Source organism: Thioalkalivibrio sp. AKL12 (assembly GCF_000377925.1).
Classification (GTDB): Bacteria; Pseudomonadota; Gammaproteobacteria; order Ectothiorhodospirales; family Ectothiorhodospiraceae; genus Thioalkalivibrio; species Thioalkalivibrio versutus.
Genome location: NZ_KB898889.1, coordinates 78,814 through 94,492, shown reverse-complemented (window position 1 = coordinate 94,492; position 15,679 = coordinate 78,814). Strand labels below are relative to the sequence as shown.

The following is a 15,679-nucleotide window of genomic DNA, read 5'->3' as shown; positions in this document are numbered from 1 at the left end:
CGATGACGCAAGTGCCCGGAACAGACGCGGAGGCGACAGACGCCCGGACCTCGCCGGGCCCATGGCTGCGCGCGCGCCAGCAGCCGCACCGCCGCTGGCTTGTGCTAAGTGCGGCCAGCACGCTGGTGGCGACATTTGCCACCATTGCCCTGGCGGGGCTCGTGGCCTGGGCGGTCCACGGCACCCTGTTCGCCCCCGAGGCCCCGTACCTGCCCGGGATCCTGCTCGCGGGCCTCGTGTTGCTCGCCCTGCGCTACGCCGCCCAGGCCCTGCGGGACCTGGCCGGTCACCGGCTCGCCTTTGCGGTGAAGCAGGAGCTGCGCGCCGATCTCCTGCGCCAGGCCCGGCAGGCTGGACCGGCGCGACTGGCCGGGCTGACCACCGCGGGCGCCTGGGCGGAGCAGTTCCAGACGCGGGTGGATGACCTGACCGGCTACTACGCCCGTTACCTGCCGGCGCGCCAGGCCGTCATCCTGACGCCGCTGGCCATCCTGGTCGCGGCGCTCTGGCTGGACTGGCTCGCCGCCCTGCTGTTGCTGTTCGCCGCCCCGCTGATCCCGGCGTTCATGGCGATCGTTGGCATGGGCGCGGAACAGATCCACCGGCGTCAGCAGGAGGAGGAGAACCGCCTGGCGGGGCACTTTCTCGACCGCATCCGCACCCTGGACTGGCTGCGCCGAGCGCGCGCGATCGCCGCAACCGAGGCCGAGGTCGTCGAGCGCAGTCACCAGCAGCGGCGCCTGACCATGCGCACCCTGCGGGTCGCGTTCCTGTCCTCGGCGATCATGGAATTCTTCAGCGCGGTCGCGATCGGCATGGTCGCGATCTACATCGGCTTCGCCCTGTTCGGCGCCATCGACTACGGCCCGGCCGGCGACATCACCCTGTTCACCGGCCTGTTCATCCTGCTGCTGGCGCCGGAGTATTTCCTTCCGCTGCGCCAGTTTGCCCAGAGCTACCATGACCGCGCCGGCGCCCTGGCCGCCGCCGAGACCCTTGCCCCCGCCCTGGCGTCGCCCTCGGGCCCCGTTGGGCCCGAGCACTCCCCAGAGGCCACCGCGGCCCCCGACGAGGGCGCAGTGGTCCCCTGGCTGCAACTGAAGGGAGTCACCGTGCACTACCCGGGTCAGCGCACGCCCACACTGGCGGAGCTCGACCTGGCCATTCACGCCGGGGCGCATCTCGCGCTGACCGGGCCCAGTGGCAGTGGCAAATCCACCCTGCTCGCGGTGTGTGCCGGCTTTCTCACCCCCACCACGGGCACGGTACAGCGCCATCCCCAGGCCCGGCAGTTCGCCTGGATCGACCAGGACGCCCATCTGTTCCACGGCAGCCTGCGCGATAACCTGCAGCTCGCCCGCCGCGACACGATCGCAGACGCGGAGATGGCCACGGCACTGCAACAGGCCGGCCTGCCGCTCGACGCACCCGAGCTGCCCGACGGCCTGGATACCGCCATCGGCGAGGCCCGGCGCGGGCTCTCCGGCGGTCAGGCCCAGCGGGTCGCGGTGGCGCGCGCCCTGCTCTCGGGGCATCGGCTCTGGCTGCTCGACGAACCCACCAGCGCGCTCGACCCGGACACCGAACAGGCCCTGCTCGACACGCTGCTTCGGCTGGCCGAGGCCCGTGGCCTGACGCTGGTGATCGCGAGTCATCATGCCGCCATCCACAAACGCTGCCCGCAACGCCTGGACCTGGCGCCGGCGACACCGGGGGCGCGCCATGCGTAACGCTACCCGCGCGGAACTGGCCTTTCTGCACCGCGTATTCCGCCAGCGCCGGGGCTGGTACTGGGGTGCCTGGGGACTGCTGGCGCTGACCTGGATCGCCGGCATCGCCCTGCTGGCATTGTCCGGCTGGTTCATTACCGCCACCGCCCTGGCCGGCGCGGGCCTGCTGGCCACACTCGACCTCTACGTGCCCTCCGGCGGCATCCGTACCGCCGCGATCAGTCGCACCCTGGCGCGTTACTTCGAACGCCTGGTCAGCCACGAGGCGGTGCTGCGCAGCCTGGCCGACCTGCGCGGACGCAGCTTTCGCGGCCTCGCCGCGCTGCCCATGGAACGCATTCGCGCCTACCGCAGCGGCGACCTGCAGACCCGCCTGACCGGCGACATCGACACCCTCGATGCGATGCCCCTGCGGGTGGTCGGCCCCATGATCGCGGCGGCGCTCAGCCTGGTGGTCACGCTGGTTATCGCCGTCTGGCTGGCACCCTGGCCCGCCGCGGTCGTACTCGCCGCCTCCGGTGTCGCGACGCTCGCGGTCTCCGCCGTGCTCGCCCTTGCCGGGCAGCGCCGCAGCCACGCGCTGGTGCAGGCCCGGGCCGGCGAGCGCGTTGGACTGTTTGACTTCATTGGCGGCCTGGCCGAGTTGCTGGCCTACGACCGTGCCCGCGAGCACGAGGCCCGCCTGCGCCGGGAAAACGACCAGTACGCGCGCCGGCAACGGACGCAGGAGGCGTTCGGGGTCGGCTCCGAGCAGATCGTGCAGGCCGTGGTCGGCGCCTCCGCCCTGCTGATGCTGGTGCTGGCACTGGGCTGGTACCGTGACGGAATGCTCGACGCTCCGGTCGCGGTGTTGCTGCCGCTGATGACCCTGGGCCTGGGCGAGGTTCTGGGCAGCCTGCCCGGCGCATGGTGGCGTGCCGGCGAGAGCCTGGAAGCCGCCGGGCGGGTGCAGCATCTGGAGGTGGCCGCCACCCATACCCCCACAACCGCCGAGTCCGTGGACCCGACCCCGCCTGACGAGGCCCCTGCGCTACACGCACACGGCCTGACCATCGGCTTTCGCCGCGAGCGCCCGTTGCTCGGCCCCCTGGACCTCGAACCCGCGCGTGGCTATCCCCTGGTGATCAGCGGGGCCAGCGGGCACGGCAAGAGCACACTGCTGGACACCCTCGCCGGCGAACTCCCGCCCCTGGCCGGTACCGTAGCGCTCGGCAACGACGATCTGGCAAGGATCCCGACCGATGCCCGGTACCGCCACATCAGCTACCTGCCCCAGGGCCTGCAACTGCCGGACACGACCCTCCGAAGCATCCTGTCCCCGGCGCACAGGTCGTTGAGCGATGCCGCACTGTGGGAGGCCCTGGAGCAGGTCGATCTCGCCGAGGCCGTGCGCGGCACCGACGAAGGTCTGGACTACCGCATCGGCGAGGGCGGCGCGTCCCTCTCCGGCGGTCAGCGCCGCCGTCTCGCCCTGGCGGCGGTCGTCCTTCAGGACCGACCGGTCGTCCTGCTCGACGAGCCGTTTTCCGGTCTGGATACCCCCACGCAACAACGAGTGGTGGAACGACTGCTGCCCTGGCTGCAGGACCGTCAGTGCATCCTCGTCACCCATGCCCCGGGACAACTGCCGGCCCGCTGGCCGCGCCTCGAGCTCGCGAAACCGCTCGGCCGGAGCTAAGGCCGGCGACGGGACCTCGCAGCGAAACGTGCCCGACACACCGGCGCCCGACTTTCGGTGGCCGCACAAACAGGTTCGGATCACGAAGCAATGGGGGACGGGCTGGGGGACGAACGCCGGGGCCAGACGTGCGAAAGGGGCCACTCGGGCCCCTTTCGCAGGATTTGGCGGAGAGTGAGGATTACGCCCGGCTGCGCCGGTCGCCCTTCGGGCCGCCTACGCTACGCTGCGGCGTTCCGGTGTCGCTACGCGCCACCGGTCGAACCATCGTTCTTACTTGTATCTCGGGTTCGAATCCCGGAAATCTCGGGGGCCAGACATGCGAAAGGGGCCACTCGGGCCCCTTCGCAGGATTTGGCGGAGAGTGAGGGATTCGAACCCTCGATGGGCTTTTGACCCATACTCCCTTAGCAGGGGAGCGCCTTCGACCACTCGGCCAACTCTCCGGAAACGCGGCACAGGATAAGGCCTTGGGCCTTCAAATGAAAGGCCCGGAAGGCTGATCGCAGCCTCCGGGCCTTTCGCTTTCCTTACGGGAGGTTCAGTCGTCGCGTGCGCCTGCCGCGGCACCACCCGCCCCAGTACCACCGCCACTGGAGTTCTCGCCGCCGCCCTCACCACTGGCGACGTTCGCTTCACGCTGAATGCGCTGAAAGATTTCCTCGCGATGGACCGCGACGTCCTGGGGTGCGTTGATGCCGATGCGGACTTGATTGCCCTTGACCCCCAGGACGGTGACGGACACATCATCGCCGATCATGAGGGTCTCGCCCACACGTCGAGTCAAAATGAGCATGCTCTTCTCCGCAGTGCCTGTGTCGGACGGAGTCGGTCGTCCGGTAACCGTTTTACGGTCTGTCATCCTTAACCGTCCTCCTGTTGACCGACTGGGGTCTGTTCGAGTTCAAACGCATCGTGCAATGCACGCACTGCAAGTTCGAGGTACTTCTCATCTACGACCACGGAGATCTTGATCTCCGAGGTGGAGATCATCCGGATGTTGATGGTTTCGCGCGACAGGGCCTCGAACATCTTGCTGGCGATGCCCGCGTGCGAACGCATACCGACCCCGACCACCGAGATCTTCACGATGTGCGTATCCCCGGAAACCTCGCGGGCGCCCAGCGCCTTCGCGGCCGCCTGCAGGATCTCCAGGGCCTTGTCGTAGTCATTGCGATGGACGGTGAACGTGAAGTCGGTGGAATTATCCGCCCCGACGTTCTGCACGATCATGTCCACCTCGATATTGGCATCCGCGATCGGGCCAAGGATGCGATGCGCGACCCCCGGCTGATCGGGGACGCCCTGAACCGTCAGCTGGGCCTCGTTCTGATTGAACGCGATACCCGCAACCAGCGCCTGTTCCACTTGCGCATCCTCCTCCGTGGTAATCAGGGTTCCCGGGCCTTCCTCGAACGAGGACAGCACTCGTAAAGGGACGTTGTACTTGCCGGCAAATTCCACCGCGCGGATCTGCAGCACCTTGGAGCCCAGGCTGGCCATCTCCAGCATCTCCTCGAAGGTGATGCTATGCAGGCGGCGGGCCGTCGGCACCAACCGCGGATCGGTGGTGTAGACGCCGTCGACATCAGTATAGATGCGGCATTCGTCGGCCTTCAGCGCCGCGGCCAGCGCCACCGCGGTGGTATCCGATCCGCCGCGGCCCAGGGTGGTGATCGCACCCTCCTCGTCCACGCCCTGAAAACCGGCCACGACCACGACGCGCCCGGCCTCGAGATCGCCGCGCACCCGGGCATCGTCGATGCTGCGGATACGGGCCTTGTTGTGCGCACTATCCGTACGGATGGTCACCTGCGCCCCGGTGTAGGACCGCGCATCACAGCCCCGCGCCTCCAGCGCCATCGACAGCAACGCGATGGTGACCTGCTCCCCGGTGGACAGCAGCACATCCAGCTCGCGACCGTCCGCGCGCGGATTCAGTGCGTGCGCCAGGCCCAGCAGGCGGTCGGTCTCGCCGCTCATCGCGGAGACCACGATCACCAGCTGATGGCCTTCCTCGCGCAGCTTCAGCGCGCGTTCCGCCACCGCCTGGATGCGTTCGGGCGAACCCACCGAGGTGCCGCCAAATTTGAGTACCAGCAACGCCATTTCAAGATTCCGTTCCGTGCCCGGTCCTTGCGACCGTCCGGACAGGGCGCACCCCATCCATTAGCGTTTACTTAAGAAGCGGGCATTAAACACCAACTGGCCGCCGCATTAAAGCCCACCGCCCCGGCGAACCCCGCGCGTGGCCCCGTCATTGCGAGGCCCCGACGGGGCCGTGGCAGCCTCCGTCCAAAACCACCGGATCCCGCCGAACCCTCCGGCGCAGGGGCTGCCCGCGGAGATCGCCACGGCGCTACGCGCCTCGCGATGACGGGGATGGACGATCAGGCGCGTTCGCGCACCCAGGCCTCCACCGAGGCCAGGGCCGCATCCAGCTTGTCCGGGCTCTGGCCGCCGGCCATCGCCATGTCCGGACGGCCGCCGCCCTTCCCGTCGACCTGCGTAGCGACATGGCCCACCAGATCCCCAGCCTTGAACTGGCCGGTCTCGGCCTTGGTCACACCAGCCACCAGGCTGACCTTGCCCTCGCCTGTCGCGGTGCCCAGCACCACCACAGCCTTGCCGAGCTTCTGCTTGAGCTGGTCGACCATGTCGCGCAGGGCCTTGGGCTCCACGCCCTCGACCTTGGCGGCCAGCACCTGGATGCCGTCGACATCCTTGGCCTGCGAGCCGAGGTCGTCGCCGGCCTGGCTGGCCAGCTTACCCTTCAGCTGCGTGACCTGCTTCTCCAGCTCGCGGGTACGCTCCTGCAGCTGGGCAACCTTGTCGGCCGCCTCGCCGCGCCCGGCGCGCAGGCGATCGGCGATCGCGTCCAGGTGGCCGATCTGCTCGTCCACCCAGCGCAGGGCGACCTCGCCGGCAACCGCCTCGATACGCCGGATGCCCGCGGCCACCCCGCCCTCGGAGGTAATGCGGAACAACCCGATGTCGCCGGTGCGATCCACGTGCGTGCCACCGCACAGCTCCACCGAGGTGCCGATCTTCAGCACGCGTACGCGATCACCGTACTTCTCGCCGAACAGCGCGACCGCGCCGGACTCCATCGCGGAGTCGATGTCCATGACGTTGGTATCGGTGGCCTCGTTGGCCAGGATCTCGGCGTTCACCTGGGCCTCGATGGAGCGCAGCTGTTCGTCGGTCAGCGGTTCCATATGGGTGAAATCGAAGCGCAAACGATCCGGGTCCACCAGCGATCCCTTCTGTTGCACGTGGTCGCCCAGCTGATCGCGCAGCGCCTTGTGCAGGAGATGAGTGGCCGAGTGGTGGCGGCGGATGTTCTCGCGGCGGGGGCCTTCCACCGCGGCCTGCAGGGTCTGGCCGCGCTCCAGTGTGCCGGCGCGGACCTGGCCTACGTGGATGTGCGCCGCACCCTGCTTGCGGGTGTCGGAGACCTGGAAGCGCACGCCGGAACCGCTGAGCGTACCGACATCGCCCACCTGGCCGCCGGACTCGCCATAGAACGGCGTGCGGTCCAGTACCACCAGCCCCTCGGCACCGACTTCCAGGCGATCGACGGCCTCGCCATTCTGGTACAGCGCCAGCACGCGGCCCTCGTCATCCACCGTCTCGTAGCCGGAGAATTCGGTCGCGACATCGACCTGCGGCAGGCCGCCGTCGTCCATCGAGAAGTGGCTGGCCGCACGCGCCCGTGCACGCTGGCCGGCCATGGCGGACTCGAAGCCCTCCATGTCCAGCTCCAGCTCGCGCTCGCGCGCAATGTCGCCGGTCAGGTCCACCGGGAAGCCGTAGGTGTCGTAGAGCAGGAAGATGGTCTCGCCGGGGATCACCTTGCCCTCGAGATCGCGCAGGTCCTCTTCCAGGATCTTCATGCCCTTGTCCAGGGTCTCCAGGAACTTGCGCTCTTCCTTTTCCAGGACCTTCTCGACCTGGGCCTGCGCCTCGGCCAGCTCCGGGAAGGCCTCGCCCATCGCGCGCACCAGGTCGCCCACGGTCTGGTAGAGGAAGGCGTCCTGCGCGCCGACCTTGAAGCCATGGCGCGCGGCGCGGCGGATGATGCGGCGCAGCACGTAGCCACGCCCCTCGTTCGACGGCAGCACGCCATCGGTAATCAGGAAGGCGATGGAGCGAATGTGATCCGCGATCACGCGCAGCGAGGCGGAATCCTTCTTCGTCGCACCGGTTACCCGTGCGGCGGCCGCGATCAGGTCCTGGAACAGATCGATCTCGTAGTTGGAATGCACGCCCTGCAGCACAGCCGCCAGGCGTTCCAGACCCATGCCGGTATCCACGGACGGGCGCGGCAGCGGGTTCAGCGTGCCGTCCGCATCGCGGTCGTACTGCATGAACACCAGGTTCCAGATCTCGATGTAGCGATCGCCGTCCTCGTCCGGCGAACCGGGCGGGCCACCCGCGACCTCCGGCCCGTGGTCGTAGAAGACCTCGGTGCAGGGGCCGCAGGGGCCGGTTTCGCCCATCTGCCAGAAGTTGTCGGAACCGCCGTCAGGGTCGTCGCCGATACGGATGATGCGTTCGGCCGGGACCTTGATCTCGTCGGCCCAGACCTTGTAGGCATCATCGTCGGTCTCGTAGACCGTGACCCACAGCTTTTCCGGCGGCAGGCCGATGGTGTCGGTCAGGAACTGCCAGCAGTAGTGGATCGCGTCGCGCTTGAAGTAGTCACCGAAACTGAAATTGCCCAGCATCTCGAAGAAGGTGTGGTGCCGCGCGGTGTAGCCGACATTCTCGAGATCGTTGTGCTTGCCGCCGGCGCGCACGCAGCGCTGGCTGGACACGGCCCGGGTGTACGGGCGCTTCTCGCGCCCGAGAAACACATCCTTGAACTGCACCATGCCCGCGTTGGTGAACAGCAACGTGGGGTCGTTGCCGGGCACTAGCGGGCTGGACGGCACGATCGTGTGTCCGTGCCCTTCAAAGAATTCGAGGAAACTCCGGCGAATGTCGGCGCTTTTCATGCGGTTCCGATAGCAATGGGGTCAAACCCGGAATGCTATCACGCAAGCGCCCCACCCGCGTATTGCCGGGCCCGTCTTCCGGCCATCTTCCTCGTCATTGCGAGGCCCCCAAAAGGGGCCGGAGCGATCGTTTGGGACATGCCCCGCCGCCGGATCCGGTGGCCTTGGGCACCGATTGCTTCGTCGCTGCGCTCCTCGCAATGACGCTGTTCTTGCCCCGTCATTGCGAGGAGCGCAGCGACGAAGCAATCTCCATCGGGACCCAACCGATGCAAGAACCACGACTCCGGTCGCCTATCGCCGGGTCCCGTAGGACCCGGGAGCCCTACAACGCCTTACCGATACTCAACCCACAATATCGTCGAACAGGTCGCGCCACTCGGGGTTCGTCTGCTCGATCAGCGCGACCTTCCTGCGGCGCGGACCCGCTTTCAGCTGCTTCTCGCGCTCGATCGCGGAGGTCATTTCCTCACAGGATTCGAACCAGACGAGCCGATGCAGACCGTAACGGCTGGTGAACCCGGACGCCTCGCCCGAGCGATGCTGCCAGACCCGCTGCACAAGGTTGCTGGTCACCCCGACATAAAGCGCCCCGTCACGGCGGTTGCTCATGATGTAGACACAGGGCTGTTTCATCGCTCCCTCCCTGGGCGACGGGGCATGGGTACTCACCGGCCGAGAATCCTTTCGGCCGTTTACTACGGGGACGCTAGCACGCCCCCAACACCAGCACGTCATTGCGAGGCCCCGAAGGAGCCGTGGCAATCACTGGCGGTTTGTTCGACGTCTGGATCCGGTGGCTCTGGACGCAGATTGCTTCGTCGCGGAGCTCCTCGCAATGACGGGGCTCGAGAAACGTCATTGCGAGGGCCTGAAGGGGCCGTGGCAATCGCTGACGGTTCGCGCGGCGGCTGGATCAGGTGGTTCCGGACGCAGATTGCTTCGTCGCGGAGCTCCTCGCAATGACACTGGGTCTCAGGGCTCGTCTTTCCAGGCGGCGAGGGCCTGGTGGGCGACACCGCCGGGGAATCCGCGACCCGCGAGGTGGCGAAGATAGCGGGCCTCGTCCTCGCGGGTCTCGGGCGGATGACGGAAGTGGCGTTCGAGCTGGCCACGGGCCTGGTCGATCCAGTCGATCTCCAGGGCATCGATGGCGGCGTTCACGGTGTCGTTGCCGATGCCGTTGTGGGCCAGTTCGGCGCGGATGCGCTGTTCGCCGTAACCCTGTTCGGTACGGTGGCGGGCCATGAAGTCCGCGTAACGGGTATCGCTCAGATAGTCGAGCTCGCGCGCACGCTCCAGCGCGGCGTCCACGGCACCCCGTTCGAAGCCGCGCTCACCGAGCTTGCGCGCCAGCTCCAGACCGGAGTGTTCACGCCGAACCAGCAACCGCAGGCCCACCTCAAGCGCAGCCTCGGGGTCGGCCGGGTCAGCCTTGCTCCTCGACCGGGGCATCGACCGGCACGTCCTCTACCGTGGCCTTGTTGCGCTTGGGCAGCAGGCGTTCGCGCAGCGTCTTTTCGACTTCCTCGGCGATGTGCGGGTTGTCCTTCAGGTACTGGCGGGCATTTTCCTTGCCCTGGCCGATGCGCTCGCCGTTGTAGCTGTACCAGGCGCCGGCCTTGTCGATCAGGCCTTCCTTTACGCCCATCTCGATGATCTCGCCAACGCGGGAGATGCCCTCGCCGTAGAGGATCTCGAAATAGGCCTCGCGGAACGGGGGCGCCATCTTGTTCTTCACGACCTTCACACGGGTCTCGTTGCCGATGACCTCGTCGCCCTTCTTGATCGCGCCGATGCGGCGGATGTCCATGCGCACGGAGGAGTAGAACTTGAGCGCGTTGCCGCCGGTGGTGGTCTCGGGGCTGCCGAACATCACGCCGATCTTCATGCGGATCTGGTTGATGAAGATGACCAGCGTGTTGGAACGCTTGATGTTGGCGGTCAGCTTGCGCAGGGCCTGCGACATCAGCCGCGCCTGCAGGCCGACGTGGGAGTCGCCCATCTCGCCCTCGATCTCGGCCTTGGGCGTCAACGCGGCCACCGAGTCGACGACCACGACGTCGATCGCGCCGGAACGCACCAGCATGTCGGAGATCTCCAGGGCCTGCTCGCCGGTATCCGGCTGCGAGACCAGCAGGTCGTCCACGTTCACGCCCAGCTTCTCGGCGTAGGTCGGGTCCAGTGCGTGTTCGGCATCGACAAACGCGGCCGTACCGCCGGCCTTTTGCGCCTCGGCGATCACCTGCAGGGTCAGGGTCGTCTTGCCCGAGGATTCCGGCCCGTAGATCTCGACCACGCGCCCGCGCGGCACACCGCCGATGCCGAGCGCGATATCCAGTGCCAGGGAGCCCGTGGAGATCGCGGGGACGTCCACCGCCTCCTGATCGCCCATGCGCATGACCGCGCCCTTGCCGAATTGGCGTTCGATCTGCCCGAGTGCGGCGGTCAGGGCCTTCTTGCGATTGTCGTCCACGGTATGCCTCCCGATACTTGCTGCGATGGTTTCCGACCCGTTGCCCAAGACGGGGCGGATACGGGGCCGCAGTATCCCACAGGGCGGGGAGTGACCCAACCCGTGATCGTGCAGGGACAAAGGACTTGCCCAAGACACCCGCGGCGCGGGAGCCAAGCCGCCTGGCCTGCGGGCGGGACGCTTGGGTTGGCCCGGGTCACGGCCCCGGGCCAACGAACCGGGCACCCGTCACCGATCCATGGGGTTTCCGGGTTCGTCGGGACCCGCCGCGGGGGGCACGGCACGACGCCTCCGGGTTTCGTCGTCGTGCAGGTGAACATCCATCTGCGGAAAAGCGATCTCGATCCCCTGTTCGCGGAAACGCTTGATGATCGCGGTGTGGAGCCCGCTCAGCGTGACCAGCCGGTCCGCCATCTGGCAGACGAACACCCGCAGTTCGAAATTCAGCGCGTTATCGCCAAACCGGAGGAAATACACTACCGATTCGGGATCCTCCAGGACGTGCGGGTCATCGTGGGCCACCTCCAGCAGGGTCTCCCGGACAAGATCGACATCGGACGCATAGCTGACCCCCACCGGGATCACCAGCCGCGTGGTGGTGTCGCTCAGAGTCCAGTTGATCAGATGGTCGGAGATGAACGTCTTGTTGGGAACGACGATCTCCCGGTTGTCCCAGTCGACGATCGTGGTAGCACGGCCCCGGATCTTCGATACCGTCCCGCTGTATTCGCCAACGGTGATGGTATCGCCCACCCGGACCGGGCGCTCCAGCAACACGATCAGCCCGGCAACGAAGTTGGCCACGACCTCCTGCAGACCAAAACCCAGACCGACGGTCAGCGCCGCCACCAGCCACTGGATCTCGCTCCAGCGCAGGCCCAGAAGCGAAAACACCACGATAACCGCCACCACGGCCAGCAAATAGCGCAGGAGCATGGTGAACGTGTAGCGCCCGGGCGCATCCATCTGCGTGCTGCGCGACAGCAGGATCTCCACCAGCCCCGGCAAGTTGCGCGCGGACAACAAAAACAGCAGCCCCAGAAACCCGGCCAGCAACAGATCCTGGAGGGACACGCTGGTGAGGATCTCGCTCTCGCCGATCTCGATCGTGCGCGACCACAGTGTGATCCCGTCCAGCCAGGCCAGGGCCGGCAGGATGTCCGACCACACCCACAACAGTCCCACTACCGTGCCGCCCAGCGCCGCCACCCGCAGCAGCGTGCGGCTTTGCAGATTGACGTCCTCCATGCTCAGCTGCGGCTCGGGGACGTCCAGCCCAGTTTCGCCGCCGCTGCCGCCCTCGGTGACCGCCTCCTGCTCGCGCCGCTCACGGTTCCGGAGCAGCGCCAGCCGCATCTCTCCCAGGACCAGCCACCGGGCCGCCAGGCTGTAACCAAGACCGACAACAATCAGCACCAGCACCGTCCCGATCAGGTGCCGCAGGAGCTCGGCCACGGTGTACAGATAACCGGCCAGGGCAAGGGTCGCCAGGCCCACCACCATCACGATCACGAGCCCCCGCAGCAATAACCGGCGGCGCTCGTCCAGCGTGCCGCCTTTCGAACCGTCCGGGACCGGCGCCAGAAGCAGCCAGGCCACCATCGCAAAATTCACGATGACCGCCAGGAGTCCCAGACGGCCATAAAGGTCGAATACCTCGTCGCTCGGGTGCCCGAAGGCCAGGGCCACGAACAGGAACAGCAGGGTCTGCACCGGAAGAAACCAGTGCAGGTGACGATACAGACGCGTCAGCAATGGCTCGGGCCAGCCGAAATGCACGGTCCCGACCCCATGGCGGCTGATGAAGAGCAGAAGGAGGTGGCCCGCCATCCACCACACCGAAACCGTGATCAGTGCCAGGGACAGGACCTCCACTGCAAAACCCGGCTCCGGGACCGAGTGCAACTGGAATGAGAGAGTCAGCAGCAGAAACGGCACGGGTAAAACGCGCAGCAGACTCCACCCCAGGGCCCGGACGGTGACCGCAATACTGTCCGTGTAGCGGTGACGGGTCGTTTCGGCGAGACGCTCCAGATGCCGGTGGACATTGCGCCCGGCGAGATACAGCAACCCCGCCACCAGCAGAATGAACCCGATGAACCATGGCCGGTGCAGCGTCTGGCCCAGGAATGTCTCCCGCAACTCCGCCCAGGCGGCGGGGTCCACCAGCGCCAGGGTCGCGGCCGGCGCCCGCTCGAACCACGCGACCCCGACCGGGGAATGGCTTGGCCACCAGAGCAACGCTTCTTGCAGGATCCGGTCGAGCTCCGCCACCAGATCGACGACCGCACGCAGCCGCAGGTCGGCCTGGCGCAGTTGTTCGGTCCGCGCCTCCTCGGCATGCAGCTCCGCATTCAGTGTCTGGCGGCGCAGCTCGCGCAAGGCCGCACGGGCCGCGGGTTCCCATTCCGCCACCGGGTCCGCCGGCAGCACAGCCAGACGCTCGCGCAAGCTGATGGTCCGTAACTGCGACTGCGCCAGCTCCCGCTCCAGATCACGTAGCTGGAAACGGACCTGGTCAAGATCGCGCAGGCGTCGCTGCTCCTCCAGGAAGACCCCACCCAGCGCCTCGGTCAGACCACTGATCTCCAGACGCTCGTGGACATGGGACAGGGATTGCGCCAGTTCCCGCTCGACCCGGACCAGCCGGTCACGCTCATACTGCAGGGTGCGGGTCTGTGCCTGGGCCTCCGCGATGCGGTCGAACGCCGCATGCAGTTCCTCGATTTCCTCCGCATGGTGCAGCTGCGCTTCCGGCTGACGCTCCAGCAGGGTACGCAGCTCCGCCCGCAGCTCCTGCAGTTCCTCGCTGGACAGTTCGGTCAACCGGACCTCCAGCCGACTCTGCAGGACACTCTGCCAGCGCGCCTCCAACTCCAGACCGCGGATCAGCAGGCCCCGCGCCTGCATCCGCGGCGGCAGCGAAACGGCATCCAGCTGCGCCGCAAGCAGGCGAGCATCCGCCTGTCGCGCCCGGGCCTCCTGCACGGCTGCGTGAGCCTCCGTCCATTCGACCTCCTCGGGCAGTGGCTGTGGCCCGTCCTCCAGCTCCTGACGCTCCCGGCGCAGGCGTTCCAGGGTCTCCGCCTGAACCTCCGCCTGCTCTTCCAGTTGCGCGTGCAGGATGCGCTGGTCATCGAGTTCCGCTTCCAGTCGCTCGCGGTCGCGCCCCACCCGTTCCAGCTCATCCTCGATGCGGCGGATCGAGACCTCTTCGCCCAGCCCGGCCGGGAATGCCCCGACCCCGTCCAGACCCTGTTCCAACTCGCCCAGACGCTCCGGCACCTCCCGGGCGGTGGTCGCACGGTCCAGCGCTCCCCGCACTCGCTCCACGGCCGCCTGCTCGTACTCGCGGGCCTCCTCCCACAGTGCCCGTTCCGCTTCCGCCCGGTCCTCGTCAGCGCTGCGCGCCTCGAGCTCGTCCAGCGGACTGGCCTCCAGCCACTCCTCCGCCGGCTGGGTATCCACGGCTTCCAGAAGCTCGGGGAGACGGTCGCGGAAAACGGCCAGATCGGCCTCCAGGGCCGCCACTTCCGCCGGGCTGACCACAACCGGCGAGGATGACTCCGGATCCGCGTCCGCCCCCGCCAGTGGACCGGCCACCAACCACAACAACAGGGCGATCCCAAGAAACGCGAGCCGCCACGTCCGGCGGCACTTGTTGCATCCGTCGATCCTTCTCATGATCTACCTGTCCGCGAACCCGCCCGCCGTCGACTTGCGATCCCGTCCCGCCCGGCATACTCCGCGCGTTCCGGGGCATACGACCTCCGTATGCACAACATATACCGTATACCGCGTTGCCCCGGTTCGCCTGCCCGGTTCTGTGACTGCGTTAATCCCGCAGCGGTATCCCCGACCGCGATCCCGGCGGTCATGCAACCCCGACGCCGCGGAACGGACGCCGGCACACACCCGCGCAATCGGGCCCCCCGCCCCGAACGCGGCCCACACAGGCGTGACCCCGCACACGTTCCGGCGCGGGGTTCAGGACGAACTTCGGGGTCTGTGAGCCAGTTGGCTTGCGAGGATCAAAGGGGGCGAATAGCGTTTCCTGCGAGCACCCCTCCCCCCCTGTGTGCTCGACGCCCCGCGCCTCCAGAGGCCGGGGCGTTTTCACTGGCGGGGCCCGTTTGCCCAGGAGACTCCAGGTGCGGCGCGTGCAGGCGTTACGACTCCCTTGCGCCGGGTGACTGCACGGCGGTCACTGCGCCTTGTTCGCACGCAAGACCGACTCGCGCGCGAACGGGTCCCTTGATCAGGGTTTCCCTAGTGCGCCAGCAGTTCGCTCAGGGCATGCAGCATGGACTGCAGGCGGACCTCGTGGCGTTCGCCATCGAAATGGCAGGTCTCGACACGGGCATCCTGGCCTCGCTGTTGCCAACCGAAGCAGACCGTACCGACCGGCTTGGCGTCGGTCCCGCCCCCAGGTCCGGCGATTCCGGTGACCGAGAGCGCGTGATTCGCCCCGCTGCGGGCCAGCCCACCCTCGACCATTGCACGGGCCACCGCCTCGCTGACGGCGCCGTGTTCCTCGATCAACTCGGGCGGCACGCCAACCATCGCGGTCTTGGCGGCGTTCGAGTACGCCACCCAGCCGCATTCGAACCACTGCGAGCTACCCGGAATATCCGTCATCGCCTGCGCGATGCCGCCGCCGGTGCAGGATTCCACGGTGCACAGGCGTTCGCCCTTCGCCATCAGGCGCTCGCTCAGGTCATAAACCAGGGCCGACAGGCTCGGGGCGTCGGACTCGCGGAGGGTCAGGAGGGTGGTGCTCGATTCTGCCGTCATG

At 67.5% G+C, this 15,679-nt stretch carries 10 protein-coding genes and 1 tRNA gene; 2 read left to right on the top strand and 9 right to left on the bottom strand.

Going from position 1 to position 15,679, the window contains the following annotated elements; all coding sequences use genetic code 11:
* Window positions 1-2: 2 nt before the first annotated feature.
* Both cydD and cydC read left to right on the top strand, forming a co-directional pair.
* Window positions 3-1,730 carry a thiol reductant ABC exporter subunit CydD gene (gene cydD / locus D579_RS0100405; protein WP_018950729.1) on the top strand — a complete coding sequence of 576 codons (1,728 nt, stop codon included), beginning with the start codon at window positions 3-5 and terminating at the stop codon, window positions 1,728-1,730.
* A complete protein-coding gene (gene cydC, locus D579_RS0100400; protein ID WP_018950728.1) occupies window positions 1,723-3,408 on the top strand; it encodes a thiol reductant ABC exporter subunit CydC in 1,686 nt (561 codons plus the stop codon). The genes cydD and cydC overlap by 8 nt, the downstream gene beginning before the upstream one ends.
* A 355-nt stretch (window positions 3,409-3,763) precedes the next feature.
* Here cydC and D579_RS0100395 read toward each other — a convergent pair.
* The 9 genes from D579_RS0100395 to D579_RS0100355 all read right to left on the bottom strand — a co-directional run bounded on the left by D579_RS0100395 (window position 3,764) and on the right by D579_RS0100355 (window position 15,678).
* A tRNA-Ser gene (locus D579_RS0100395) sits at window positions 3,764-3,854 on the bottom strand.
* Window positions 3,855-3,949: 95 nt separating this feature from the next.
* A complete protein-coding gene (gene csrA, locus D579_RS0100390; protein ID WP_018144301.1) occupies window positions 3,950-4,204 on the bottom strand; it encodes a carbon storage regulator CsrA in 255 nt (84 codons plus the stop codon).
* Window positions 4,205-4,272: 68 nt separating this feature from the next.
* Window positions 4,273-5,517: an aspartate kinase gene (locus D579_RS0100385; RefSeq protein ID WP_018950727.1), complete on the bottom strand. Its 1,245-nt coding sequence runs from the start codon at window positions 5,515-5,517 to the stop codon at window positions 4,273-4,275.
* Window positions 5,518-5,798: 281 nt separating this feature from the next.
* The gene (alaS, locus tag D579_RS0100380; protein ID WP_018950726.1) at window positions 5,799-8,408 is read right to left on the bottom strand and encodes an alanine--tRNA ligase; all 2,610 of its coding nucleotides are present in this window, start codon (window positions 8,406-8,408) and stop codon (window positions 5,799-5,801) included.
* 345 nt (window positions 8,409-8,753) lie between these two features.
* Window positions 8,754-9,044, bottom strand: a complete 291-nt coding sequence (locus D579_RS0100375) for a GIY-YIG nuclease family protein (protein ID WP_018950725.1) — start codon at window positions 9,042-9,044, stop codon at window positions 8,754-8,756.
* Window positions 9,045-9,383: 339 nt separating this feature from the next.
* On the bottom strand, window positions 9,384-9,863 hold the full coding sequence (locus D579_RS0100370; RefSeq protein WP_038050062.1) for a regulatory protein RecX: 480 nt from the start codon (window positions 9,861-9,863) through the stop codon (window positions 9,384-9,386).
* The gene (gene recA / locus D579_RS0100365) at window positions 9,838-10,884 is read right to left on the bottom strand and encodes a recombinase RecA (protein WP_018144305.1); all 1,047 of its coding nucleotides are present in this window, start codon (window positions 10,882-10,884) and stop codon (window positions 9,838-9,840) included. The genes D579_RS0100370 and recA overlap by 26 nt, the downstream gene beginning before the upstream one ends.
* A gap of 228 nt (window positions 10,885-11,112) precedes the next feature.
* Window positions 11,113-14,433, bottom strand: coding sequence for a mechanosensitive ion channel domain-containing protein (locus tag D579_RS0100360; protein ID WP_018950723.1), 3,321 nt, complete (start codon window positions 14,431-14,433; stop codon window positions 11,113-11,115).
* A gap of 720 nt (window positions 14,434-15,153) precedes the next feature.
* Window positions 15,154-15,678, bottom strand: a complete 525-nt coding sequence (locus tag D579_RS0100355) for a CinA family protein (protein WP_018937809.1) — start codon at window positions 15,676-15,678, stop codon at window positions 15,154-15,156.
* Window position 15,679: the final 1 nt, after the last annotated feature.

What these genes read in the sequence shown, in the direction of transcription:
- D579_RS0100355 (WP_018937809.1), bottom strand. Translation starts at nt 15,678, where the DNA reads ATGACGGCAGAATCGAGCACCACCCTCCTGACCCTCCGCGAGTCCGAC.
- D579_RS0100375 (WP_018950725.1), bottom strand. Translation starts at nt 9,044, where the DNA reads ATGAAACAGCCCTGTGTCTACATCATGAGCAACCGCCGTGACGGGGCG.
- D579_RS0100385 (WP_018950727.1), bottom strand. Translation starts at nt 5,517, where the DNA reads ATGGCGTTGCTGGTACTCAAATTTGGCGGCACCTCGGTGGGTTCGCCC.
- csrA (WP_018144301.1), bottom strand. Translation starts at nt 4,204, where the DNA reads ATGCTCATTTTGACTCGACGTGTGGGCGAGACCCTCATGATCGGCGAT.
- cydC (WP_018950728.1), top strand. Translation starts at nt 1,723, where the DNA reads ATGCGTAACGCTACCCGCGCGGAACTGGCCTTTCTGCACCGCGTATTC.
- D579_RS0100370 (WP_038050062.1), bottom strand. Translation starts at nt 9,863, where the DNA reads ATGCCCCGGTCGAGGAGCAAGGCTGACCCGGCCGACCCCGAGGCTGCG.
- cydD (WP_018950729.1), top strand. Translation starts at nt 3, where the DNA reads ATGACGCAAGTGCCCGGAACAGACGCGGAGGCGACAGACGCCCGGACC.
- alaS (WP_018950726.1), bottom strand. Translation starts at nt 8,408, where the DNA reads ATGAAAAGCGCCGACATTCGCCGGAGTTTCCTCGAATTCTTTGAAGGG.